At 70.5% G+C, this 23,721-nt stretch carries 19 protein-coding genes; 4 read left to right on the top strand and 15 right to left on the bottom strand.

From position 1 onward, the window contains the following. Window positions 1-2: 2 nt before the first annotated feature. The 10 genes from HUA78_RS17835 to HUA78_RS17790 form a co-directional block, all read right to left on the bottom strand. On the bottom strand, window positions 3-1,454 hold the full coding sequence (locus tag HUA78_RS17835; RefSeq protein ID WP_174476790.1) for a tetratricopeptide repeat protein: 1,452 nt from the start codon (window positions 1,452-1,454) through the stop codon (window positions 3-5). Between the two features lie 12 nt (window positions 1,455-1,466). Beyond that, on the bottom strand, window positions 1,467-3,236 hold the full coding sequence (locus tag HUA78_RS17830) for a M61 family metallopeptidase (protein ID WP_174476789.1): 1,770 nt from the start codon (window positions 3,234-3,236) through the stop codon (window positions 1,467-1,469). 24 nt (window positions 3,237-3,260) lie between these two features. Then, window positions 3,261-4,691 (bottom strand): RsmB/NOP family class I SAM-dependent RNA methyltransferase, encoded by a 1,431-nt coding sequence (locus HUA78_RS17825; RefSeq protein WP_141645826.1) that lies wholly within the window; start codon window positions 4,689-4,691, stop codon window positions 3,261-3,263. 133 nt (window positions 4,692-4,824) lie between these two features. After that, window positions 4,825-6,489: a metallophosphoesterase gene (locus tag HUA78_RS17820; protein WP_174454897.1), complete on the bottom strand. Its 1,665-nt coding sequence runs from the start codon at window positions 6,487-6,489 to the stop codon at window positions 4,825-4,827. A 128-nt stretch (window positions 6,490-6,617) separates the two neighbouring features. Beyond that, window positions 6,618-7,400, bottom strand: a complete 783-nt coding sequence (locus tag HUA78_RS17815; RefSeq protein ID WP_174476788.1) for a hypothetical protein — start codon at window positions 7,398-7,400, stop codon at window positions 6,618-6,620. Continuing rightward, on the bottom strand, window positions 7,397-8,101 hold the full coding sequence (locus tag HUA78_RS17810) for a DUF4956 domain-containing protein (RefSeq protein WP_141645823.1): 705 nt from the start codon (window positions 8,099-8,101) through the stop codon (window positions 7,397-7,399). The genes HUA78_RS17815 and HUA78_RS17810 overlap by 4 nt, the downstream gene beginning before the upstream one ends. A 12-nt stretch (window positions 8,102-8,113) precedes the next feature. Further along, window positions 8,114-9,829 carry a dTMP kinase gene (gene tmk, locus HUA78_RS17805; protein ID WP_174466812.1) on the bottom strand — a complete coding sequence of 572 codons (1,716 nt, stop codon included), beginning with the start codon at window positions 9,827-9,829 and terminating at the stop codon, window positions 8,114-8,116. Between the two features lie 6 nt (window positions 9,830-9,835). Continuing rightward, window positions 9,836-10,549 carry a VTC domain-containing protein gene (locus HUA78_RS17800; protein ID WP_141645821.1) on the bottom strand — a complete coding sequence of 238 codons (714 nt, stop codon included), beginning with the start codon at window positions 10,547-10,549 and terminating at the stop codon, window positions 9,836-9,838. A 15-nt stretch (window positions 10,550-10,564) separates the two neighbouring features. After that, window positions 10,565-11,881, bottom strand: a complete 1,317-nt coding sequence (locus tag HUA78_RS17795; protein WP_174454900.1) for a hypothetical protein — start codon at window positions 11,879-11,881, stop codon at window positions 10,565-10,567. Window positions 11,882-12,093: 212 nt separating this feature from the next. Then, window positions 12,094-12,630: a hypothetical protein gene (locus tag HUA78_RS17790; RefSeq protein WP_254623781.1), complete on the bottom strand. Its 537-nt coding sequence runs from the start codon at window positions 12,628-12,630 to the stop codon at window positions 12,094-12,096. Window positions 12,631-12,826: 196 nt separating this feature from the next. On the opposite strand from HUA78_RS17790, the gene HUA78_RS17785 reads away from it, so the two are divergent. Then, complete coding sequence (locus HUA78_RS17785) at window positions 12,827-15,142, top strand: serine/threonine-protein kinase (protein ID WP_174454902.1); 2,316 nt, start codon at window positions 12,827-12,829, stop codon at window positions 15,140-15,142. An 8-nt stretch (window positions 15,143-15,150) separates the two neighbouring features. Here the strand turns inward: HUA78_RS17785 and HUA78_RS17780 are convergent, their stop codons facing one another. Both HUA78_RS17780 and moeB read right to left on the bottom strand, forming a co-directional pair. Next, window positions 15,151-15,483: a rhodanese-like domain-containing protein gene (locus HUA78_RS17780; protein ID WP_174454903.1), complete on the bottom strand. Its 333-nt coding sequence runs from the start codon at window positions 15,481-15,483 to the stop codon at window positions 15,151-15,153. A gap of 33 nt (window positions 15,484-15,516) precedes the next feature. Beyond that, window positions 15,517-16,677, bottom strand: a complete 1,161-nt coding sequence (gene moeB / locus HUA78_RS17775) for a molybdopterin-synthase adenylyltransferase MoeB (protein ID WP_174468910.1) — start codon at window positions 16,675-16,677, stop codon at window positions 15,517-15,519. Between the two features lie 133 nt (window positions 16,678-16,810). Between moeB and HUA78_RS17770 the strand changes: the two genes are divergently transcribed. Further along, window positions 16,811-17,200, top strand: a complete 390-nt coding sequence (locus tag HUA78_RS17770; protein ID WP_174454905.1) for an iron-sulfur cluster assembly accessory protein — start codon at window positions 16,811-16,813, stop codon at window positions 17,198-17,200. A gap of 128 nt (window positions 17,201-17,328) precedes the next feature. Here the strand turns inward: HUA78_RS17770 and HUA78_RS17765 are convergent, their stop codons facing one another. Genes HUA78_RS17765 through HUA78_RS17755 form a run of 3 tightly spaced genes read right to left on the bottom strand, consistent with a single transcriptional unit; the run spans window position 17,329 to window position 19,493 of the window. Continuing rightward, window positions 17,329-17,847, bottom strand: a complete 519-nt coding sequence (locus HUA78_RS17765) for an acyl-CoA thioesterase (RefSeq protein ID WP_141649209.1) — start codon at window positions 17,845-17,847, stop codon at window positions 17,329-17,331. A gap of 51 nt (window positions 17,848-17,898) precedes the next feature. Next, window positions 17,899-18,663, bottom strand: a complete 765-nt coding sequence (locus HUA78_RS17760) for a deoxynucleoside kinase (protein ID WP_174454906.1) — start codon at window positions 18,661-18,663, stop codon at window positions 17,899-17,901. An 11-nt stretch (window positions 18,664-18,674) separates the two neighbouring features. Continuing rightward, entirely contained in the window at window positions 18,675-19,493 is an 819-nt protein-coding gene (locus HUA78_RS17755; protein WP_174454907.1) for a glycerophosphodiester phosphodiesterase, read from the bottom strand. A gap of 153 nt (window positions 19,494-19,646) precedes the next feature. Here HUA78_RS17755 and HUA78_RS17750 point away from each other — a divergent pair, with 153 nt between their 5' ends. After that, entirely contained in the window at window positions 19,647-20,711 is a 1,065-nt protein-coding gene (locus tag HUA78_RS17750; protein ID WP_174454908.1) for a hypothetical protein, read from the top strand. Window positions 20,712-20,919: 208 nt separating this feature from the next. After that, entirely contained in the window at window positions 20,920-23,700 is a 2,781-nt protein-coding gene (locus HUA78_RS46485; protein WP_371745604.1) for a protein kinase, read from the top strand. The last annotated feature ends 21 nt before the right edge of the window (window positions 23,701-23,721 follow it).

The following is a 23,721-nucleotide window of genomic DNA, read 5'->3' as shown; positions in this document are numbered from 1 at the left end:
ACTCAGTCGGAAGTGAGCCTCGTGCGCTCGCCCGCGTAGCGCGCCGCGCTGGTGTCCGGGTAGCGGTGCAGCACGTACTGGTAGACTTCCTCCGCGCGGGCCATCTCGTTCATCCGTTCGCCCAGCACGCGCGCCAACAGCACCAGGGCCCGGGGCGCGGTGGGCGCATCCGGTGCCACATCCGCCGCGCGCTCCAGCGCCGCTACCGCCAGTGGGAAGTTTCCTTCCACGGCCGCGGCCTGTCCGATGAACAGGTGGTGCTCGGCGGGCACACGCGAGGCGGGGAGTTGCTCCAGCGCGGCATACAGCTCCAGGGCCCGGGCTACATCACGCCCCCCCACGGCCGTCGCCAGGGCGGAGAGCTGCTCGGTGGCGCTCGCCTGGCTCGCCCCGGCTTCCCCTCCAGGAGACGCCGCTTCCGTGACGTGCTCCGTCAAGAGCCCTGTCGAGTGGAGCGACGGTGCATCCTTCAGCGGCCGGGTGTTTCCCAGCACCGGCTCCAGGTAGTCCCGCGCCTCGCCGTAGCCCACCTGGTCTCCCCGGACGTACAGGAGCAGGCCCAGCACGTGCGCCGCGAGGAAGGGCACCACCAGCGTGACGCACTCCGCCAGGACGCGGGAGATGATGACCAGGTCCAGCGCGCGCAGCCCCGCGGCCACCCCATGGGCCACGCCCTGGAGGAGCACCAATAGCGCGAGCACGAAGGTGGTCAGCAGGTAGTCGGAGCCCAGGCCCCGGGCGAGCCGGAGCACGAGGCGTGGGTCGAGCATGTGCCACGGCGGCTGGCCCGTCGCGGCGAGCAGGAGCCCCATGGGCAGCCACAGGCCCCCCAGGAGCAGCAGGGCCCAGAGCACCGGGTCCTTGAGCAGGTCGGGCGGCAGCTCCCACTGGATGAACCAGGCGAAGGCGTCCAGCTTCGCATGGGCGCCGGTATGGGTCAGATACCCGTAGGCGAGCGCCGGCAGGGCCGCGAGCACGAAGACCATCAGCCCGCGCAGGCCCGGGACGATGGCGTCGCGGAAGATGTCGCTGAAGTCCGGGATGTCCAGCGACGTGTCGCCGCGCGCGGACTCCTGGACGAGGCCGAAGAACGTCGCCCAGAACAGGCCGCCATAGAGGGCGATGAGCGGGGCCCGCATCAACAGGAACGACATCTCCGCGAACCAGGCCACCGTCGCGAGGAACAGGCTCAGCGCCACCAGCAGTTGGAATCCCGCGGCGGAGAAGGGGTAGCGCCAGGCCTTCTTCAGCCGGTGGGACAGCGGCACCGCACCGCGGTGGATGCCGAGGACCTGCGCGTCGCCGCCGCACGGTCCGCAGGCGACCAGCTCCACTGTCTGGATCCGGCGCCCCACGGCGCACTCGGGGCACAGCGCCGCGCCACAGGACTGGCAGCGCCAGCCGGCGAGGGCCTTGGGATGACGCTGACAGGCGGCCGCGGTGGTGGGAGGCATCTTCCCGGCAGCCTACGTCGTGCCGGGGGCCTCGTCCCAGGGGGCGCCGAGCCAGGCCTGATAGGCGGACTTCTGCGCCTCGCTGGGCTTGTCCACGCGCGAAAGCCACACGGCCTCCGTGGGCTTGGCGCCGAGCACCACGGGAACTTCCACCAGCCTGTCGCGGCGGAAGACCGTCACCCGCACCGTCTCCCCGGGCTTGCGGTCCTCACAGCGGCTCATCAGCGCGGCGCCGTCCGCCTTCCAGCCGTCGAGCGCCACCACGTCGTCCTCGGCGTACAGCCCCGCGTCCTGCGCCGGCGAGCCGTCCAGCACCGTGGCCACCGTGGCGCTCCCCTTGAGGGTGACGCCCAGCCAGCCCTTCGGCTTGGACTCCTTGCCCTTGGGCGGCGTGCCCCCGCGGTCGCTCGCGGACTCCCGGATGCGGAAGTTCATCTCCAGGCCGACGTGCGCGAGGACCGAGTAGTCCAGCTCCTCGGTGGTGCGCAGCGCCCGGTCGAAGAAGGGCGTCAGGTCCACGCCCGCCACCTCGTTCGCCGCGGCCTCCACGCCGTCCTCATTCACGCCGGAGCCGTCCCCGTGGCGGCGCCACAACAGCCGCAGCACGTCATCCAGGCCGCGCGTGTCGCTGGTGGCCCGGCGGATCTCCAAATCCAGGAGCGCCGACACCACCTCGCCCTTCAGGTAGTAGGAGATGGCGCTGTTGGGCGAGTTCTCGTCCGGCCGGTAGTGCTTCACCCAGCTCACCAGCGACGCCTCCAGCAGCGTCTGCGTCCGCCGGCCCGGCGTCGAGTGCAGCGCGGTGAGCGTCTCGCCCATCCGCGTGAGGTAGCGCTGCGCGGACATCAGCCCCGCGCGCCGGACGATGAGGTTGTCGTAGTACGCGGTGGTTCCCTCGAAGGCCCACAAGAGGGAGGTGTAGTTCTCCTTCGAGTAGTCGAAGGGCACCAGCGCCCGGGGCTTCACCCGCTTGACGACCCACAGGTGGAAGTACTCGTGCGCGGCCAGCGTCAGCAAGTCCTCCCACCCCCGGCCCGTGGACAGCGCCGTGCGGGGGAAGAGCAGGGCGGTGCTGGCCTGGTGCTCCAGCCCGCCGCGTCCCTTGTCCGTCAGGTACAGGAGGAAGAGGTAGCGTTGCAGGGGAAGTCCGCCGAAGAGGCGGGCCTGCACCTCGCACAGGCGCTGGAAGTCCGCGCACAGCCGCTCGGGGTCCGTCGGTGTGTCACCCCAGACGATGATGTCGTGCGGCACGCCCGCGGCGGTGAAGCTCAGCGGCGTGTGGGGGCCCACCTCGAAGGGGCTGTCCACCAGCGTGTCGTAGTCCGAGGCGATGAACGCCCCCGCTCGCTGCCCCAGCGCGCAGAAGGTGCTCCAGCTCGGCGGCGCGTCCACCGTGACCTGGTGCTCCAGGCCCCGCGTCGCCTCCGTGTAGAGGAACACGGTGGCGCCGTTGAGGTACGCGTGGGTGCCGTCCACGTGGCTGGTGCGCACCGTCAGCTCGTTGGCGTACACGCGGTAGCGCAGCGTGACGGCCTGGCCTCCGGCGCTCACGCGCCAGGTCTGCTTGTCCACGCGCAGCACCGTCAGCGGCGAGCCGTCCTGCGTCGTCGCGGTGAGGTCCTGGACGTGCCGGGCGAACTCGCGCACCAGGTAGCTGCCCGGCGTCCACACCGGCATCAGCGCGTCGAGCACGGTGGGGCCCGCCGGGAAGGTGACCTCCACTTCCACCAGATGCGAGTGGGGCCGAGGCAGTGAGACGCGGTAGCGGACGGACGGGGACATGGCCGGGCCTTTCTTCCAGGCAGGCTACTTCGCTCGGACGAGGACGGCTCCGAAGAAGCCATCCGTGCCGTGGGTGTGTGGCGCAAGTCGCAGGAACGGGCCAGGGCCCACCTTCGCGCCCAGCTCCGGCCCCAGCAGCTCCGCCACCGGGCGCACCGTGTACTCGGGGTGGCGCGAGAGGAAGTCCTCGATGACGGCCTCGTTCTCCTCACGCAGCACGCTGCACGTGCCGTAGATGAGCCGGCCTCCGGGCTTCACCATCCGCGAGAAGCGCTCCAGGAGCGCCTTCTGCCGGGCCACGTGCTCGGCCAGGTGCTCGGGCGTCAGGCGGTAGCGCGCGTCAGGCTTGCGGCGGAACGTGCCGGTGCCGCTGCACGGTGCGTCCACCAGCACCCGGTCCGCCTTGCCCGCGAGTGAGTCCAGCGAGGAGTCCGCCTCCGGCCCCTCCGCGGCGATGAGCTGGGCGCGCACGTTGTGCACCCCGGCGCGGCGGGCCCGCTTCTTGAGGTCCTCCATGCGCCGCGTGTCGATGTCCAGCGCGTGCAGGTCTCCCCGGTTCTTCATCTGCGCCGCCAACTGGAGCGTCTTGCCACCCGCGCCCGCGCACGCATCCACGACGCGCGTGGGAGGCGCGTCCACCAGCATGCCGAGCAGCTGGCTGCCCTCGTCCTGGATTTCGAGGAAGCCCTCGCGGAAGGTCTCCAGTGAGAAGACGTTCATGCGCGTCTCCAGGTGCAGGCCCATGGGCGACAGCAGGGAGGGCTTGGATTCCACCTCCTCGGTGGACAGGCGCTTCGCCAGCGCATCGCGGTCCTCCTTGAGGAGGTTGGCGCGGACGGTGAGGGGAGCGCGCTCGTTCATCGCCTCGGCGGCGCGCGCGGCGTCCTTGCCGTACTGCGCGAGGAAGCGCTCGGCGAGGAAGTCCGGCAGCGAGGCGGCGATGGGGAAGCGCTTCTTCTCCGGCAGGGCCTCCAGTGCGGCGGCGGCCTGGGGCAGCGCGCTCAGGGCGGAGGCATCCGCGGGCGTCAGCGACGAGGTGCGCGCCACCTCACCCAGCGCATCTCCGTGCAGGACGCGCGAGGTGGCCAGACGCAGGACGTCCTGACGGGTGGAGTCCAGCGAGTCGAACTGCGGATGGGCGCGGGACAGCAGGAAGTCCACCGTGCGCTGGCGGCGCAGCAGGGCGTAGACGCGCTCGGCGACGGCGCGGCGCTCCGACGAATAGAGGTTCGTCTTGCGGCGCAGCGTGAAGTCCAGCGCCCGGTCCGACAGTCGCCCTTCATGGCGCACCAGCGCGTACGCCTCCAGGCAGGCCTGGAGCACCAGGTCCTCTCTCACGGGCCGAGGGGAGCGCGCCTGCTCCTTGAGCGTGGGCTTCTTGCTGTGCGTACGCTCGTTGGAGGACTTCTTCGCGGACGGTCGCGAGGTGGGGCGGAATTTGGATTTCTGGGCCATGGCTGCAGGGGCCTTTGCATCCCCCGGGCGGGTTGACAAGCGGGGAAAGCAAACCCGGGTGGTCAGGGGACGCTCGGTCCACCGACACACCCGGGCGGGGGGCTCGCTCACCGACGGGGAGCGAGCCGGGTTTTCAAGGACGTCGGCTGGCGCGGCGACGGCGGAGCAGTCCGGCCACCATCAGCCCGGCGGCGGGGAGCAGCGCGGCCGTGGGACCCGCGGCGCAACCCCCACCGGACCCGCCGCCCTCATCGTCGGTGCCCGGCGTGCCCGTCGTCGGCGGGGAAGGGCGGTCGTCCGGGTTGCCCGTGGAAGGGGTCCCCGCGTCGGTGCCGCCACCACTGCCGCCGTCTTCGCCTCCACCACCGCCACCCGGGGCCGCGGAGACTGTCACGACGGACGTCGCGGTCCGCGTCACCGCTCCGAAAGTCGCCGTCGCCGTCACGGTGTACTGGCCGGCCTTGGCGTACGTGTGCTCGGCCGTCGTGCCCTCGGCCGCGCCGCCGTCGCCGAAGTCCCAGCTCACGGGGACGACCGAGGACGTCGTCGCGCGGAAGAGGGCGCGGTGGGGCGCCACGCCGCGCTCGCCCTCCACGGTGACGGACAGGGCATCCGCCGGGGGCGGCTGCTCCACCGGGGGCAGGTCCTTGTGCAGCGTGAAGCTGTCGAGCACCGTGTCGTCCGTGGTGATGAGCTTCGCGGTGAGCACGCCCTCCACCACCTCCACGTCGAGGAAGCCGTGCGCCTTGTTGTCGCGGACCTGGCTCCAGCTCGGCTGGCCCTCGGAGAACGCGCGCAGGGCCGCGCCGCCGCCGCCCACCACCAGGTAGGGGATGCCGCCCGAGGACGCGACGCCGTCACCCTGCATCGGCTTGCTGCGCTCGTAGTTGTGGTCATGCCCCGTCAGCACCAGGTCCACGCCGTACTTCTCGAAGATGGGGCCGAACTGGCGGCGCATGGTGAGCTGCGAGCCGTGCTCGCCGCTGGACCAGGGCGGGTGGTGGAAGAAGACCACCTTCCACGGCTGCGTGGTGCCGGCCAGGTCCGTCTGCAGCCACGCCTTCTGGTCCGCCAGCGAGCAGCGCTCCGCCGCCGACAGGCCAATGGCGCAGTTGGAGTCGAGCGACACGAAGTGCACGTGCCCCCAGTCGAACGAGAAGTAGCGCTCCGAGCCCGCCGGGTTGTTGGTGGGCATGTAGAGGTTGTCCAGGTACGGCTGTCCCTGGTTCGTCACGTACTCGTGATTGCCGGGCGAGGCGAAGAGGGGGACCTCCGCCAGCAGCGCGGCCATGGGCGCGAAGAGGTGGTCCTGGAAGTCGGCCTCGGTGCCGTCGGGGTAGGCGTTGTCGCCCAGGGCCACGAACAGCTCCGGCTTGCGCGCGAGCATGTCGGCGGCCACCGCCTTCTGGTCCGAGCCGCCCGTGCCGAAGTCGCCCACGGCGGCGAAGTGCACGCTGCGCGTTCCGGGCTCGGGCGCGGTGGTGAAGCGCTTGGTGGGCGTCTTGAGGCCGCAGGCGCTGACCTCGTAGGAATATTCGGTGCTGGGCTTCAGGCCGGTGAGCACCACGGCATGGACGCGGCCCGAGGCCTCCGAGCGGGCGACCTCACTGACGGCTCCCACGCCATACCGCACCTCGGGCGAGCAGTTGGCCGCCAGACGGAACGCCACCAGGGCGGTGTCCGGGCCGACTTTCTGGAGGTAGGGGTCGCGGGCGAGGACGCCCGCGGAAGCCACGGCCGACACCAGGGTCAGGGCCACGGCCAGGGGAAGCGGGTTGAAGCGGGTCTTCCGATGCATGCAGCCTCCTCCCGAACCATTTCGGGACGGAGGCCCAACCGTTCACTCCGCGACCTTCATCCGGACGGGAAGTGGGCGCCGGGCGGCGAGGCAAGCCCTCGCGCACCCGACGCCTGTCCCGCCGGGCGCTACTTCTTCACGTCATAGGTCGCGAGGTCCTCGGTGCGCTCACCCTCTTCGCGCACCTTGCCGACACCGGGCACCAGCCAGTACGTGCGCTCCTTGCCCTCCTTCACCTCGCCGGCGTCGTTGAGCTTGTCGCGGCGGACCTTCACGGCGTTGGTGAAGGTGCCGGCCCGGGTCTGCACCGTCGCGTTCACCTCCAGCACGCGCCACGTATAGGTCGGGTCGCTGTCCTCCTGGCTCCCGTCACCCAGCACCGTCAGCTCCTGCACGGCGCTGGTGAAGGACCAGGGCAGAGAGCCCGGCGCGCGCGACAGGGACTTCACCGTGGAGGGAGACCAGGTGGTCGTGCGCACCTGCACCCCGTCCCGGTGGTCCTCCTCGCGAAGGCGCACCACCAGGCCATTGCTCTGCTCGAGCTGCCACGAGTACTCCTCGTAGAGGATGCCGGTGGCCACCCGGTCCTGCCGGCTGTGCACCAGCACGCCCGTCGTTCCCGCCGGTGCCCCCGGCACCTCGCGCGGCCCCTGCACCGTCACGCGCTTCTGGAAGTTGCCGTGCACCGGGTCCTGGATGTCGTAGACCCAGACGGAGCCCGTCGTCAGCGGCCACAGCGTCTTGGCGGCCGTGTCGTCCGGGTTGTTGTCGTTCGGGTCCTTGTCGCCCGGCAGGCCCACGTCTCCGCCCGGCGAGGGACCCGGTCCATCTCCATTGGGCAGGCTCCCTCCACCACCACACCCCACCAGCAACCATCCGGCCGCGAGCGCGACCACCCACCTGCGTGTCATGTCAGCTCCTCTCGTGTCCCCTTGGGGCCTACCGCCGTCCACCGCAGCCCCCGCAGGGGCGTGCCCTCCGTCCGTCCCAGCGCCGCCGTCAGCGAGCCGGGCACGGGCTCCTCCACTTCCAGCTCCAGCCGCCGCCCGTCGAAATCCAGCGCGCAGCTCTTCACCAGCACGTTGCGCTCACGCAGCGCGCTCCTCAGCGACGCCTCCGCGCCCACCAGGTCGTCGGCCTGCGCGGACACCAGCAGGCGCTGCCGGGTCGCCACGGGCGTCTCGCGGTTGAACAGGTCCAGCACGAACAGCAGCGCCGCCACGAACACCGTGCCGACACCGGCGAGCCCCAGGCTTCCGTGGCCGCACGCCATGCCCAGGCCAATCATCAGGAAGAGGATGGCCGCGTCGCGCGGGTCCTTGAGGCCCGAGCGGAAGCGCACGAAGCCTCCCAGTCCCACCAGCCCGAAGGCCTTGGCCACGCTGTCGCCGATGACGGCGGTGATGACCGCCGCCGCCGCGCACAGCAGCACCTGCGCTTGAATCATGTCCGCCTTCGGCAGCGCCCGGCGCATGGGCAGCCGCCAGGGACGCAGTGACAACACCGTGCCGATGAACGCCGCCGCGAGCATCCGCGGCAGCATCACGGTGATGGACAACGAACTCATCTCCGCCTTGGCGCTCTCGAAGAGCGCTGGAATCGAAACCTCCATGTCGGGGCTCCCCTAGAGCTCGACCAGCTGTGTGGCCGCATCCGCGACGACGCGGCTTGGGCGGACCGTGGTGCCCCGAGCGTCGAGCGTCGACGCCGTGGCGATGACCGCATAGGCATTGCGCAACACCGGCAGGCTCGCGGGGCGTGCCTCCAGGACACGTGAGATGAGCGTGCGTGCCTCGGGCCCCAAGGGCAGCCCCTTGAGCGAGGACAGCACGGTGGCGGGCCAGCGCTTCGCGTGGGCCACCCGCAGCTTCCACGCGCGCGGGTCGTTCATGCCGTCGACGGAGTCCAGCGCCTCCTTCGTCTGCGAGGAGCCCCGCTCACGCAGCGCCCACGCTTCCTGCGAGTCGAGTCCGGTCAGCGAGCGCAGCACCAGCTTCAGCGCCTTGCCCGCCAGGGCCTCGCGCAGTCCGCGCGCCACCGGGGTGTCCAGTCCCTGGGTGCCGCGCAGCACCGCCAGCCGGTCATGGGGCAGGAGCGCCTCTCTCAGCGCGTCCGCCCGCGCGTCCGACAGGCCTCCGAGGCTGCGCGCGGTCTCCACGAACAACGAGCGCTGCACGCCGGCCTCGCGCACCAGCCAGGACTCCTCGCCGTCCACGCCGGAGAGGCCCAGCAGCACGTCGGTGAGGCGGCCGTCCTTCATGCCACGCTCGCGCAGCGCCCACGCCTGGGGAGAGCTGTCGCCCTTCAGGCCCTGCAGCACCTCCGACGGAGCCTGGGCATACAGCCGCTCGCGCATCATCGACGCGCGCGCGCCGGTGAGTCCGCCCAGGCCGAGCGCCACCTGCGCGGGGGCCAGCGGCGCCAGCACCTCTCGCAGCGTCCACGCCGCCTCATCTCCCAGGCCCAGGAGGCCCCGCGCCGTGAGGGCGGGGAAGCGCTCCACGAAGGCCAGTCTGCGCTGGTGCGCCATGAGGCCGGGCAGGCCACCCAGCATCCACACCGCCAGCGACGGCTCGCGCAGCTCCACGGTGTCCAGTGCCTGGAAGAAGCGCGCCTCCACGTCCTCCACGTCCACGGGGCCCGAGTGCACCGGCGTCGTCGACATGGGGACGATGCGCTGCACGGGGGTGTCGCGCCCCTCCAGTCGCGCCACCACCGCGTCCACGAGCCGCTGCTCCAGCACGTGCAGCGGCGCGTCGTTGTTCTCCAGGATGAGCCAGCGTCGAGGGTCCTCCTTCGCCAGGGCGAGGAAGGACTCGCGCACGCGCACCGCCAGGCCCGCGCCCGCGAGCCCCTTGCGGCTGTCCCCGTCCGAGCCGCGTCCCGCCTGGGCCTTGCCCAGCCGCTTGCGCCACCTCGCGAGGTCCGGGTCCACGTCCACCAGGATGACCAGGTCCGGCCACAGTCCCTGCGAGGCCAGCTCGCACGCGGGCCGCAGCTCCGACATGGGCAGTCCCCGGCCCCCTCCGCTCAGCGCGAGCTGCGAGTACAGGTAACGGTCGGTGATGCACACCTCTCCCCGCGAAAGCGCGGGCGCCACCACTTCCTCCAGTTGCTGCGCGTCTCGCGCCAGATTGAGAAAGAACTCCGCGCGCGGTGACATCTCCAGCAGCCGCGCATCGCGCGTCAGCTCCCGCACGCGCCGGGCCGTGGACGAGCGCAGCTCGCCACCTTCCCGTGCGTGCGCCACCCGGTAGCCGAGCTTCTTCAGCCTCCCGGCCAGCAGGTTGGAGAGCGTCGTCTTGCCGCTGCCGTCAATCCCCTCGAAGTCGATGAACACGGTGCCTTATCCCCTCGCGACCCCATCCACGGCGAAGGCATGAACCCTCGCCATCCCCTCTGCGAACTTGCTGTACGTTGGCGCGCCGCCCGGATTGAGCGACGACAGCCAGTCGGGCAGCTCCTGCCCCAGGTGCTTCACCTCCACCACCACGCGTCCTTCGCTCCACAGCGGCGGTCCCAGCCGCTCCGTCGTCAGGGCAAGCTGGGACATGGCCAGCTCCGGAGCAATCTGGTGGTAGCCAATGTCCCGGTCCACCGTCACCCGCCACGCCTGCGACGCCTGATACACGTGCCGCTGGTACGTCACCGCCAGCACCGGCAGCAGGCTGCCTCCGGTGATGAGCGGCAACAGGCGCGCGCCCCCTCGCAACACGCGCCCCAGGTCCGAGCGCGGCACCCAGACCCGACGCTTCTGCGTGAGTCCATGACGCTCGCGCTTCACCTCCAGCACCACGCGCTCCACGCCGCCGGCCCCCACGTCCGGCGAGTACTCCTTCGTGCGGACCTTGAGGCAGTCCTCCGGCGTGCGCAGCGCGCGCGACGCCAGGGGACAGCCCGGTCGGTCGAAATAGACGGACACGATGCGCGTGGGTCGCGGCATCTGCCCCTCCAGCTCCATCGACAACCGCGCGCACAGCGTGAGCGCGGCCTGCTCTCCCAGAACCAGCTTGAACTCACGCCGGAGTCTGGTCACTTCTCCCTCGGCGAACGAGAGCATGGCGTGTCTCCGTGATTAGAAGCGGGTGGCGAGCTGCAGCGAGTACTCGAGGCCCGGCGCCTCGTCCCCCGGTCGCAACGCGCGCTCCACCTGGAACTGCCCCCGGAACCGACTCCCCAGCAGCAGGTTGAGACCCCCGACCAGCGAGTGGCCCCGGCCTTCCACATCCCCTCTCAACTGCAACCCCTCCGCCCCCACCACCGGCTGGAGCGCCCACTCCGTCGTCACCGGCACCGTCCAACTCGCCAGCAAGAGCTGCGCGGTGAACGGACCCATGGGCAGCCGTCCCGTGACGACCTCACCCGTCACGTTCAGCCCGCCCAGCTTCAGCTCCGCGTCCGCCGCCACCGCGTGGCGCCGTGCGCGGTCCAACGCCTCCGCCACGTACGTGCTGACCCCCAGGGTGAGCATCTTCTTGAACGGACGCACGCTCACGCGTCCGGCCAGGTCCTCCTTGGTGCGCACGCCCAGGTCATCCTTGGAGCCCTGGAACACGCCCGCCGACACGCGGACATCCCAGAGGCTCTTGAGCCGCACCTCGCCCATCAGTCCCATCCGACGGCCGCCCAACTCGTGCACGTCCCCCAGGTAGTCCTCCACCAGACCGCGTCCCTGGATGGGCAGGCTCCACGAGCCCTCCAACCGGCGCTGGAGGAAGGGGGCCTTGAACTGGCCGCCGTAGAGTCGGAAGCGCTTGCTGTCGTCCGCGAGGCGGACGAAGGCGTCCTTGAGGATCGACGAGTCCGCGAGGTCCGCGCTCACCTCGGCCTCCAGGTTGGACAGCGACGTGCCCACGCCCACGCGCGCGGAAGGGATGCTCAGCGCGCGCTGGTACTTCGCGCGCTCGTCCGCGCTGGCGCGGGCGTAGACCCGGCCGAAGACGCGCACCGTCTGCACCTCCTCCTGAGGGGTGTCGTCGAGCGCCGTGGAGTCCTCTCCCAGCGAGTCCTCCTGCTGCGCGCCGGGCTTGGACTTCTTTTTCTTCTTCGGGTCCGCCTGCTGCGCGGGCTCCGGCGTGGGCTGTGCGCTCGTCGGCGGCACCGGGCTCACCGCGTCGCCGGTGTCCCTGGGCTGGATGCGCGGGGGCAGGGCCTGCGCCAGCGCGCCCTCCGTCAGGCTGCTCTGGGAAGGTTCCAGGGGCTCGGAGCCTTCTGGGGGTCCGCTCTCGGGCGCTTCCACTCCATCCACGACTCCGCCCGAGAGCGGATCCTCCGCGGCCTCCAACCCCGCGTTGCTTGCGGAAGCCGGAGCACCCGCCAACGCCGGCCCACTCAGGAGGACCGCGACGAGGAGGCCCCGCCTCCCCAGATCATCCAACCGCCACCCGCCCATGTCCCCGCCTCCCCATCGCAGCCGCCAGAGGGCTTGTGCAACTGCGGTGCCCGAATCGACAACGTCGGGTGGAGGACGGCGTGGGCGGCGCGCGGGTGTGCCAGGGCGCGAAAACGTCGTGACCAGGGCGTTACAAGGCCCTCGGTGGGAACGGAAGTTCCACCGCGAGGGCAGCCGGGCCTGTACGAATGTCGATCAGCCGGTAGAAGGAGTTACCGGTTGGACGCCGCATCCGGCGGCGGGACGGTGGAATCGCGTTCCTCCGTGGACGCGGAAGACTCCAGCGTCGTCGTGGAAGCGGTGGCCGTGCCAGCTTCTGGCGTGCCCGCGGGCGAGGCCGGGGCCTTCATCCTCCGCATCGCGCCCCGCACACCCCAGACGAGCGCCGCGCCCGAAGCCAGGACGAGCAGGCCCCAGCTCAACTCCGGAGGCAGGGGCTGGGCGGCCACGGTGACGTAGCCCGTCAGGACCTTGAGGTGCGTGTTCTGGTAGCGGATCTCCAACTCGTAGAGGCCCGGCTCGTCGAAGGTCAGCTCGGTGTGCCAGTTGACGCCGTCGCGCGTCAGCGTCTTCGTCACCTGGGCGGGCGAATCCTTCAAGTGGACGGTCAGCGTCAGGGGGCCGGTGAACTCGGCGCCCTCGAACGCGCCCACGTGGAGCGACAGCATCGCGGGCTGGCCCTCCCGGGGAAGGGCGGGGTGAAGCGTACCCTGCAGGCGCTCCTCGGCATCCGCCCAGCGCAGCTCCATGACGTCGCCGCGTCGCTCCAAGCGGAGTTGATCCGCACCCGGAGTCGCTGCGAACGCACCCGTCGCCAGCAGGCAGGCAATCAGCACCCCGAGCGAATTCCGTGCGCGCCACCTTTGCCTCGGCGGCGGCTGTCCCATAAGATGGCGACCCCTGACGCATTCCATCTGAGCCAACTCCCCCGGCCAGAGTACCGGGATGAACCCTCAATCATTCGGGAAATATCAGCTCCTGAAGAAGCTGGCCACCGGCGGCATGGCCGAGGTGTGGCTGGCGCGTCAGTCGGGCATCGAGGGGTTCCACAAGAACCTCGTCGTCAAGCGCATCCTTCCGCATCTGGCGGAGGACCGTGAATTCGTGGAGATGTTCCGGAACGAGGCGCTCATCGCGGCGCGCTTCAACCATCCGAACATCGCGCAGGTCTACGAGTTCGGCGAGGCCAACGGCACCTACTACATCGCCATGGAGTTCATCCACGGCGAGGACCTGGGCCGGGTCATGCGCAAGGCGGCCAGCGCGGGGCAGTGGATAGCGCGCCCCCTGGCCATCCGCATCGTCGCGGCGGCGTGCGAGGGCCTGCACTACGCCCACAGCCGCACGGACGACGCGGGCCGGCCGCTGCGCGTGGTGCACCGCGATATCTCGCCGCAGAACATCCTCATCAGCTTCGACGGCTCGGTGAAGCTGGTGGACTTCGGCATCGCCAAGGCCGCGGACCAGGCGTCGCTGACCAAGTCGGGCGCCATCAAGGGCAAGTTCGCGTACATGGCGCCGGAGCAGGCGGCCGGCAAGCCGCTGGATGGGCGCGCGGACATCTTCGCCATCGGTCTGGTGCTCTACGAGCTGCTCACGGGCGTGCGCCCGCTCAAGCGGGACTCGGAGCTGGCCACGCTCCAGGCGGCCATGGAGTGCGCCATCCAGCCGCCGTCGCAGGTGGCCGACGTCCCGGAGGAGATGGACCCGGTGGTGATGCGGGCCGTCACCAAGAACGCGGACGACCGTTACCGGGACGCGCGCACGTTCCAGACGGCGCTGGAGGAAATCCTCGTCGGCCAGCGCTGGGTGGCGGGCTCGGTGCAGATCTCCGAGCTGATGGAGACGCTCTTCGCGGACCGACTGGCCGATGAGAAGGTCCAGGGCCAGGTCGTCCCGGTGGACGACGACGCGTCGGGCAACTCGGGCTCGCCCGTGCCTCCCACGCCGCCCCCTCAGGAGCGCGGCCGGGGACGTCCGTCGTCCGCGGACATGAGCTGGGATGCGCCTCCAGGTGAAGCCTCCGCGCCCCGCGAGCGAGGAGGCCGCGCCGCCCCCTCGCGCTCCGCCCCGCCCCCGCCGCCGCGTCGCACGGGTGCCTCCGCGCATCCGGTAGTGGAAGAGGACCCGGGCGAGTGGGACGCGCCCTCGGGCGACCTGGACGTGCCGCCGCGTCGCCGGGGTGGAACGTCGGACTCGATGCGCCGGCCCAGCAACGCGAACGTCACCCAGGTGGCGCGCACCAGCTCCCGCTCGGACCTGCGCAGTGCCGTCACCAATCCCGGAGAGCCGCCTCCGTCGCCGCCGCGCCGCTCCATGACGCGCGCCCAGCCGGTGGTGGACGTGGACGCGCCCCCGCCGCCGCGCTCCCGCACGTCCGCGTCGTTGGACCTGGACGAGCGCACGCGCATGGAGGACGAGGACGACGAGCGGACCATGCTCCCGCCTCCGGAGCCTCCGCCGCGCCGTCGCACGGGCATGCAGTCGCAGGTGTCCGCGCCCGAGCAGCCTCCTCGCCGCCGCACCTCCAGCCGCGCGGAGATGTCCGTGCCCCCGCCGTCGCGCTCGCGCGTCTCGCTCTCCTCGGCGCCCGCCGTGAGGCCGGACGACGACGTGGACCGGGCGCTGTCGGACGACTCGCGCCGCACGCGCCGCACCATGGCGACGCGCAACGTGGCCACGCTGGGCTTCATCGTGGGGTTGCTGGCGGTGGTGGCCATCTTCCACAAGCCCATCCTCGCGGTGCTCAGCGCCACGGCGTCGGACGGGCAGGGCGTGCGCCTCACCATCAACACCAATGAGCGGGTGAAGGTCTCCGTGCGCCATGCAAATGGCTGCGGCGGCTCGCAGCCCATCACCGAGCTGGGCATGACGCCGCTGACGCTGGTGTCGGGCGCCCACCTGCAGGACACTCTCATCCTGGAGAACGAGCAGCAGGGCATCTACAAGGAGGACACGGACACGCTGGCGTTCGGCGAGCCGGGTCAGGCCAAGGTGCTCACCCAGGAGTTCCGCCGGGGGAGTCTGCTGCTGCTGCTCAAGCCGGACAGCGTGCGCAACATCACCGTGCGCCGCAGGGACCAGGACGTCGGCATCTACCAGGGGGGCAATGGCAAGGGCCTCAAGATTGAGCTGATGGAGGGCAAGCACAAGCTCGAGCTCAATGGCGGCCCCTTGAAGGAGCCGTTCCACTTCGAGGTCGACATCAAGCCCAACAGCATCAACCGCGAGACGCAGGACCTGTCCGCGTTCCTCGGCTGAGGGCCCCCTCAGTAGCGGGGCAGCGAGGGGTCCACCTGAATCGAGTACAGGTCGATGCCGCCTCGCAGCGACACGGCCTCCAGTCCGCGTGACATCAGGTAGGCCGTACCGTCCAGGCTGCGCACGCCGTGGTGGCAGTAGACGACGACGGGCCGGCCCCGCAGGGCCTCCAGCTCGTCGGCGCGCTCGTCCAGCTCCGGCAGGGGGATGAGCACCGAGTCCGGCAGCGCGACGTACTCGTGCTCATGCGGGAAGCGCACGTCCAGCAGGGCGGGGCGGGACTCGGCGGGGCCGGCGAGCAGCTCGGCGAGTCGGGCGGGCATGATTTCGGGGATGGGCATGCGGGGAGGTTCCTGGCTCGAGTCGCGGGGCGCTCAAGCGGTGGTGGAGCAGAAGCGCTCGTAGTCGATGAGCTCCACCTTCGCGCCCGGCGCGCACACCGGGCACTGCGCGTCCCGGCGCAGCTTCAGCTCCTGGAAGCGGGTGCTCAGCGCGTCGAAGGTGAGCAGCCGGCCGACGAGCGACTCGCCCTGGCCGAGAATCAGCTTGAGGGCCTCGTTGGCCTGGAGAAGGCCGATGAGCCCGGGCAGCACGCCCAGCACTCCGGCCTCCGCGCATGAGGGCGCGAGCTCCGGCGGCGGCGGGGCGGGGTAGAGGCAGCGGTAGCAGGGCCCCTGGCCGGGGACGAAGGTCGTCACCTGTCCCTCGAAGCGGAAGACGGAGCCGTGGATGTTGGGCAGGCCCTTCATCACGCACGCGTCGTTGAGCAGGTAGCGGGTGGGGAAGTTGTCTCCGCCGTCGAGGACCAGGTCGAACCCCTCCAGCACGCGCAGGACATTGTGCGAGGTGAGCCGCTCCTGGAAGGGGATGACGCGGACGTCTGGGTTGAGGGCTTCAATCGCGGCCCTCGCGCTGACGACCTTGGGCTGGCCCCGGCGCTCCTGGGTGTGGAGCACCTGCCGCTGCAGGTTGCTCAGGTCCACCACGTCCGAGTCGACGATGCCCAGCGTCCCCACGCCCGCGGCCGCCAGGTACAGCGCCGCCGGAGAGCCCAGCCCGCCCGCGCCCATCAACAGCACGCGCGACTTCAAGAGCTTCGCCTGCCCCTCCTCGCCGACCTCCGGGAGGATGAGGTGTCGGCGGTAGCGCTCCTTCTGTTCGGCCGTGAGCACGAAGGGCTTCTCCACCGGCAGCGCCGCGTCGCTCCAGCGGTTGTAGCCGCCCGCCAGCGAGGCCACGCGTGTGTAGCCCAGCTCCTTGAGGCTCTTCACCGCCAGCGCCGAGCGCGTCCCGCCCGCGCAGTAGACGACGAGCTCCTCGTCCCGCCCGGCCCGCTCCTCGATTCGCAGCTCCAGATAGCCCCGGGGGATGTGCACGGCGCCAGGCAGCCGTCCGCCCGCGTACTCGTCCGCCTCCCGTACGTCGATGAGCTTCACCTGGGCCCGGTCGTCCAGGAGCCGCTTCACCTCGTCCACGGTGACTTCGCGAATCTCCTGTTTCACACCGGCCAGAAGCTCACGGAAGGATGGGGCCATGGGGCGGGGTATAACCCGAGGGCGGGGCGTGTTCCGCTCGGGATGAAGCGTCCGGGGCGGACAGGCGGCCGGTCCCATGGATTTTCCGGCCCCGGGCGTTATAAAGGGCCGTTCGAGAGGAGATTTTCCCGACATGGATACGACGACCACGACCCCCGCCCCGGCCACCACGACGGCCCCCCAGTCCGCCCCGCCCGAGGCCGTGCGTTTGACGGAAGGCGCAATCCAGCAGGTGAAGAAGGTCATCAAGGACCAGGGCTTCGAGGGCTACTTCTTCTCCATCCGCGTCGTGCCGGCCGGCTGCAGCGGCCTCGGCTATGACCTGAACCTGGTCAAGGAGTCGAAGGCCGGCGACAGCGTCTGGGAGCAGGACGGCGTGAAGCTCGCCACCGACGGCATGAGCGCCCAGTACCTGGCCGGCACGGAGATCGACTACGTCTCCGCCATCACTGGCGCGGGCTTCAAGTTCAACAACCCGAACGCGAAGTCCTCCTGCGGCTGCGGCACCTCGTTCACGACCTGAGTTCCCGTCGTGGCGTGACGTGGCTCGCGACGGTCCACGCTTCCTGAGGCGTGGGCGGGTGCTCGCGAGCCGACACGAGGGTGGGTGTGCTGCCCGCCCTCGTGCTTTCCCGTTCCGAGCGGGCCTGCTCAGGCCCCGGCGATGGGCTGCATCACCTTCAACCAGGACTGGTTTTCCTTCTGCCGCGCCAGGCGCTGGGCGCGTCGCGCCTCGGCCTCCCGGAACGACTCGCGCTCGGTGTCCGTCTCCATCAGCAGCGGCGGCACCGGGACGCGGCTGCCGTCCTTGTCGATGGCCACGAAAGTCAGGAGCGCGCTGGTGGTGAGCGTGCGCTCGCCGGTGAGGGGATTCTCCGCGTGCACCGTCACGCCCACTTCCATGGAGGTGCGGAAGGCGGCCAGCACGCGCGAGTGCAAGAGCGCAATCCAGCCGACCTTGATGGGCGCGTGGAAGTGCAGGTCATCCATGGACGCCGTCACCACGACTTGCCGGCAGTGACGCTGGGCGGCCACCGCGCCGCAGATGTCGATCCACTCCATCACCTTCCCGCCGAACGCCGCGTTCAGGTTGTTGGCGTCCGGAGGCAGGATGAGTTGGGTCATCACCACCTCCGTGTCCTTGGCTCGCTTGGGCGTCATGTCCGACATCTCACACCTTCCATGCAGGGACTGGGGGGCGCATGCGTGGCCCCCCGTGCCTCATGCCAGGAAGGTGGAGACGCGGTCCAGGAACTCCTCACGGCCCCGGCCCCGGCGGATGTCCTGGCGGGACACATCCATCACCAGGCACTCCACGCCGTACTTCTCCTGGAGCACCTGGGGGAAGGACGCGTAGTAGCCGTTGAGGCCTCGGAGGAACTGCGGGCGGATGCCCTTCTCTTCCTCGCGGCCGCGGGTGCGGATGCGCTCCAACAACACGTCCACGCTGCCGACCTCGAAGCAGATGACCTTGTCCGGGCGGATGATGTGGCGCGACAGGCGCTGGAAGTACTCGTAGTAGAGGTCCAGCTCCGCGTTCGTCAGGTGCCCCAGGCCGTGCAGGTACTTGGCGAAAATCTCCGGGTCCTCGTACAGCGTGCGGTCCTGCACGCAGCTGCGGCGGTACGAGTGGATGAGCTCGTGGTGCTCCACGCGACGGATGAGGAACTCGAGTTGGAGCGTGAAGGACCAGCGCGACATGTCCGAGTAGTAGTCGCGCAGGAAGCGGTTATCGATGACGGGCTCGTCGAACAGCTCGTAGCCGAAGCTCTGGCTGAGCATCTTCGCCGCCGTCGTCTTGCCCGCGCCGATGTTGCCGGAGAGCGCCACGAAGCGCCGCCCCTTGGGGGCCTTCACCTTCGGCTTCTCCTTCACCGCGTTCTTCGCACGGGGGGCAGCGGCCTCGCTCCGACGGGCTTCGGTGGGAGGCTTCGGGGCGGCGGCCGGAGAGGGGGACGGGCGCGAGCGCGAGGTGGTACGAGGCATGGAACCGGGGCTTAACCCGGCTTGGTAAGGTCGTCCATTCGCTGCCTCAGCAGGTCCGGTCGGTCGGTCATGATTCCGCCGACCCCTTCTTCCAGCAGCCGCTGCATCTCGTCCGGGTCATCCACCGTCCAGACGTTGACCCACTTGCCGCGCGCCGCGCAGTCGCGCAGGAAGTCCGCGTCCACCAGCCGCACCTCGCCGAAGTACAGCGGCATGTCGAGCACGGTGAAGCGCGGGTCCTCCGGCGGCGGCTCTCCGCCGCGCAGCGCGATGACGAGCGCGGCCAGCGCGTCGCGGGGGTAGAAGTGACACGCGTGGGGCAACCGGGCGACCAGCCGCTCGCCCACCGCGTCCTGCTCGCTGCCCATGCACACGCGCTCCACCGCGCCTTCGTCCTCCAGCAGCCGCGCGAAGACCTCCTCGTGTCCGGGCACGTCTGGCTTCAACTCCACGTTGAGGCGCAGCGCCGGAAAGGCGCGCAGCACCTCTCTCAGTGTGGGGATGCGCACGCCCTGGCCCCGGAAGGGAAATGTCCGGCCCTCATCCGGGGTGAATCCATACCCCGCATCCAGCTTCTTCAGCTCCGACAGTGTCTGCCCCGCAAGGGGCCCGAAGCCATCCGTGCAACGCTCCAGTGTGTCGTCGTGCGCCACGATGACTTCGCCGTCCCGCGTCACGTGGACGTCGAGCTCCAGCATGTCCGTGTGGAAGCGCTCCACCGCCTGACGGAAGGCTTCCATCGTGTTCTCTGGGGCGAGTGACGCGCCGCCGCGGTGCGAGATGTGCAGCGTGGGCCGCAGTCCTCGGAGGAAGGCGGGGAGGGCGTTCATGGCTTCCTCGATTTCACGAAGGTGTCACCGGCCTGGCGGGAGTGGCTTCCTTGCCGGCCCCCGCGGGCCGCCGGTATAAGGCCGACATCCTCGGACCGACTGGCGTCGACTTCAACCCTTGGGACGCCGCGACAAGAAATGGAGATACGAGACATGCAACTGCGCAAGACTCTTGGCGCGGCAGCGCTGATCACCGCGGCGGTATTGGCTTCGGTGGCGGGCTGTTCCGGTCGTGACGATGGCGACGACAATCCTGACTCCGGCCCGGGCTGTTCAGGCACGTGCGGCGATGCTGGCACGGACGCTGGCACGGACGGCGGCCCCACGCAGAACTGTCCCGCGCCCGTCAACGGCATGGGCCCCATCGGCAACCTGCGCACCGCTGGTGAGCGTGGCGAGTCGGTCACCCTGGACAACGTGGTGGTGACGGCGGTGAGCAATGTCTCCCGCGGCACCTCGGGTGACTTCATCGCCCGCTTCTGGGTGGTGAACCCCTGCTTCCCGACGGAAGGCATCTACATCGACAAGTTCTACACCGACCTCGTCATGAACTACGAGCCCGTGGTGGGCGACGTGTTGACCATCACCGGCTTCTTCCGCCGCTTCTACCCGAATGGCGACGACAACGTACCCGCCGGGCGTGACGCGTACCGCCCGGTCATCAAGAGCGACTTCCAGCTCAACGTCGCGGGCGTCAGGGGCAAGCTCTCCATCACCAAGCGCGGCTCCGGCCAGATCCTGCCGGACAACGCGGCCCCGGCTAACTTCGGCAACTCCGAGGGCGGCAGCACGAAGCCCAACCCCGAGTTCGCCGGTTCCCGCGTCCACATCCCGGGCCCCCTCACCCTCACCAACGCCAAGCCCACGGCCCTGCGGCAGTACCCGAATGATCCGGAGAACCACAACTACGTGGGCTTCGAGGTGACCGGCGGCGTGCTGGTGGCCAGCTACAAGACGTACCAGGCCTGCGACCTGCGCGCGACGGCCGACGACGGTGGCACGGTGACCTTCCCCAACGGCATCCACGGCGTCTGGGAGACCTTCACCAACACGCCCTGCACGGACGGCGGCACGACGTCCACCGACGGTGGCCCCCCCCGCTTCACCTGCAACACCTACGGCGACGGCGTCATCCCTGGCACGCAGAACGACTACACCTACGTGCTGTACCCCATGACGTGCGACCCGGACATGGTCGGCACGGTCGCGGCGCCGTAGTTCCAGGCCCATCATCCCTTCCGGGATGATCCGCTGATTTCGCCGCCCCTCGCCCGTGTCGGGAGGGGCGGTTTCTTTTTGGACGCGACCCCCAGGTCGGTGTCCGCTACCTGTCGATGTGGGCCCCCGGCTCCCCCAACCGTTTGATTGTGGGTAAGCTCGGGAAAAGTCCAACCTGTCCCACCCTGTCAGACGCCTTGTTCCCTCCGTGAACTCCCCCCAGACGGCCATCCCGTTCGGACAGTACCTGCTGATCAAGCGGCTCGCCGTGGGTGGGATGGCGGAGCTGTTCCTGGCGCACCGTCCGCCGGATCCGGAGCTGGTCGTCCTCAAGCGCATCCTCCCGTACCTGTCGGAGGAGCCCGAGTTCGTTCAGATGTTCCTGGACGAGGCGCGCATCGCCGCGCAGCTCAGCCACCCCAACATCGTGCAGGTGCACGAGCTGGGGAAGGAGGGCGACAACATCTTCATCGCCATGGAGTACGTGGAGGGCGTGGACCTTCGCCGGGTGATGGCGGAGGAGCTGAAGTTCGGCGCCACGGTCCCCTGCGGCGTGGCGGCGCGCATCTGCTCGCTGGTGGCGGCGGGGCTGGACTACGCGCACCAGAGCCGGGGCGTGGATGGCCGTCCGCTGGAGCTCATCCACCGGGACGTCAGTCCGCAGAACGTGATGATTGGCTATGACGGGCGCGTCAAGCTGGTCGACTTCGGCATCGCCAAGGCCGGCGCGTTCATGGAGCGCAGCAAGCCGGGCGTCATCAAGGGCAAGTTCCTCTACCTGGCGCCGGAGCAGGTGTCGCAGGAGCGGTTGGACCACCGCGCGGACATCTTCGCGCTGGGGACCATGCTGTACGAAATCACCACCGGCAAGCAGCCCTTCGCCAAGCCGACGACGGAGGGGATTCTCTACGCCATCCGCTTCGACGACCCGACGGCGCCGCACCTGTTGCGTCCCGACTATCCGCTGGAGCTGTCGCGCATCGTCATGCGGTGCCTGACGAAGGACCGCAACCTGCGCTACCCGCGCGCCGCGGTGGTGCACGAGGAGCTGGAGGCGTTCCTCGACTCGGGCGAGCTGCAGCAGAGCCTGGACGTGTCCGAATACATCGCCCGGCTGATGGGGGAGGAGGAGGAGCGCACCATCCTCCACATCCCCATGGCGAGGCCGGTGGGACGCACCCAGGCCACCGTTCCCCTGGCGGGGAACCGGCTGATGCAGGCGCCGTCCAGGCTGGCCCCGCTGGAGGTCACCGCGCCGACGTTGTCGTCCACCACGCCCATGGCGGAGCCGTCGCCCGGGGCCGTGACGGCGGTGCCCGGGCTCACCGCGCGTCCCACTCCCCGTCGAGTCTCCGCCGAGGCCGTTCCGGCCGCGCGCTACGCGGACGAGCCGGAGCCGGCGACGCAGATGGCGCGCCCACGCGAGCTGCCCACCGGGCATCGTGGTGCCCATGAGGACGCGGACGAGGACATGTCCACCGCAATCCGGACCGCGCCCACCGGATACGTGGTGCCGTCGGAGCTGCAGGACCCGGATGAAGAGGACATGGGGGACGGAGAGTCCACCATTCCGCAGCGGGGGCGGGGCCGCGCGCCTGTCACGCCGCCTCCGGGCCCGCCGGTGCGCCGCTCCAGCACCCAATCGGAGTTCCCTCCCACGCCTCGGTCGCTGTCGGCGGTGGAGCCCCTCACCGCGCCGCCGACCCCGCCGCGCCGCTCGGGCATGTCCCCCTCCGAGCCGCCGCGCGCCGTCGCTCCGCTGGAGCCGCTGCCGTCGCCCCGCGCGGCCGGCTTCGCGGAAGCGCCCGTCGCCAAGACGCCCTCGCCGGTGGAGACCCGCTCCCGTCGCGTGTCGACTCCACCGACGCCCGCCGCCGCGCCGCCCCGCCGGGCCCCGACGCCCGTGCCGCAGGACCCCCGAGACTTCGACATGGGCGAGGCCTCCGGCGACATGACGATGCCCATCCGGCGTCAGTCCATCCTGGACGTGGAGGCGTCGGTGTCGCTCACCACGCCCATGCGACGCATGTCGCCGCTGGACGAGGAGTCCTCGCAGTCGGTGTCGCTCACCACGCCCATGCGGCGCATGTCGTCCGTGGACGTGGAGGCGTCGCTCACCACGCCCATGCGGCGCATGTCGTCGGTGGACGTGGAGGCGTCCCAGTCCGTCTCCATCACCCCGGCGACGGTGAGCCACCGCCATGCCTCCCGGCCGCAGATGCCCGCGTCCCGGGGTGGCAAGGCCGTGGGCGACGAGGACGAGAACTTCCACACCGACTCCAGCATGTCGGCGGCGCACACGAATCCCACGGCTTCGCTCCGCGACGACGGCGAGGACGACGAGTCCACCGCCGGGTACGCCGGCTACGACTACCCCGACACGCGCGCGACCACCGGACGCACGAATCCGCGAGGGCTCCTGCTGGCCATCGTCGGCGGACTCCTGCTGCTGGCGCTGGGGGCCATGTTGCTCTGGGTGCTCTACGGCCGGCTCCGGAGCCCCGTGCCGATGTCGTCTCAGGACCTCTCCCGGAGGGCGCTGGAGGAACAGCAGGTACGGCCGTCGGCTCCGGTGCGGGCCAATACGCCGCCTCCCGCCGTGAATGCCGCGCCCCCAACCGTGGCCCCTCCACCCGCGCCGACGCCGACCGCCCCCGAGGCGGCCGCCCCTCCGTCGCCCGTGCCCTCGACTCCGGACCCGGCAGTGGTGGCGGCTCCCGGCGGCTCGGCGAACGGCGGTTCCGGCCTTCCTCCGCCAGCTCTCTCCCTGGTCGAGGTGCGGTTCGAGGCCCCGGCGAAGACCATCCTTCGCCAGGAGGGGGGCGAGCGGCTGCCCGTCAACCGGCTCCTGGCCCTGCCGCCCGGCCCCATCAAGGTGGCCTACGACTGCCCCGGACGACGCGCACCTCGGGGGGCAATACCCTACCTCATCGAGCAGGCGACCCCGGGGCCGCTCGTGCTCCAGGTCCCCTGCAAGGTCCGGCGCTAGTCCGGACGGGCACTTGCCCGT

The organism is Myxococcus sp. CA033 (assembly GCF_013336625.1).
GTDB lineage: Bacteria > Myxococcota > Myxococcia > Myxococcales > Myxococcaceae > Myxococcus > Myxococcus llanfairpwllgwyngyllgogerychwyrndrobwllllantysiliogogogochensis.
The sequence above is the reverse complement of the archived record's forward strand: the minus strand, read 5'-3'. Positions and strand labels throughout refer to the sequence as shown.

Coding starts and splice junctions, on each gene's coding strand:
- HUA78_RS17800 (WP_141645821.1), bottom strand. CDS start 10,549: ATGCTCTCGTTCGCCGAGGGAGAAGTGACCAGACTCCGGCGTGAGTTC.
- HUA78_RS17790 (WP_254623781.1), bottom strand. CDS start 12,630: ATGGAGCTGCGCTGGGCGGATGCCGAGGAGCGCCTGCAGGGTACGCTT.
- HUA78_RS17750 (WP_174454908.1), top strand. CDS start 19,647: ATGCAACTGCGCAAGACTCTTGGCGCGGCAGCGCTGATCACCGCGGCG.
- HUA78_RS17755 (WP_174454907.1), bottom strand. CDS start 19,493: ATGAACGCCCTCCCCGCCTTCCTCCGAGGACTGCGGCCCACGCTGCAC.
- HUA78_RS17815 (WP_174476788.1), bottom strand. CDS start 7,400: ATGACACGCAGGTGGGTGGTCGCGCTCGCGGCCGGATGGTTGCTGGTG.
- HUA78_RS17780 (WP_174454903.1), bottom strand. CDS start 15,483: ATGCCCATCCCCGAAATCATGCCCGCCCGACTCGCCGAGCTGCTCGCC.
- HUA78_RS17785 (WP_174454902.1), top strand. CDS start 12,827: ATGAACCCTCAATCATTCGGGAAATATCAGCTCCTGAAGAAGCTGGCC.
- HUA78_RS17795 (WP_174454900.1), bottom strand. CDS start 11,881: ATGGGCGGGTGGCGGTTGGATGATCTGGGGAGGCGGGGCCTCCTCGTC.
- HUA78_RS17835 (WP_174476790.1), bottom strand. CDS start 1,454: ATGCCTCCCACCACCGCGGCCGCCTGTCAGCGTCATCCCAAGGCCCTC.
- HUA78_RS17830 (WP_174476789.1), bottom strand. CDS start 3,236: ATGTCCCCGTCCGTCCGCTACCGCGTCTCACTGCCTCGGCCCCACTCG.
- HUA78_RS17820 (WP_174454897.1), bottom strand. CDS start 6,489: ATGCATCGGAAGACCCGCTTCAACCCGCTTCCCCTGGCCGTGGCCCTG.
- moeB (WP_174468910.1), bottom strand. CDS start 16,677: ATGGCCCCATCCTTCCGTGAGCTTCTGGCCGGTGTGAAACAGGAGATT.
- HUA78_RS17760 (WP_174454906.1), bottom strand. CDS start 18,663: ATGCCTCGTACCACCTCGCGCTCGCGCCCGTCCCCCTCTCCGGCCGCC.
- HUA78_RS17765 (WP_141649209.1), bottom strand. CDS start 17,847: ATGTCGGACATGACGCCCAAGCGAGCCAAGGACACGGAGGTGGTGATG.
- HUA78_RS17770 (WP_174454905.1), top strand. CDS start 16,811: ATGGATACGACGACCACGACCCCCGCCCCGGCCACCACGACGGCCCCC.
- HUA78_RS17810 (WP_141645823.1), bottom strand. CDS start 8,101: ATGGAGGTTTCGATTCCAGCGCTCTTCGAGAGCGCCAAGGCGGAGATG.
- HUA78_RS17825 (WP_141645826.1), bottom strand. CDS start 4,691: ATGGCCCAGAAATCCAAATTCCGCCCCACCTCGCGACCGTCCGCGAAG.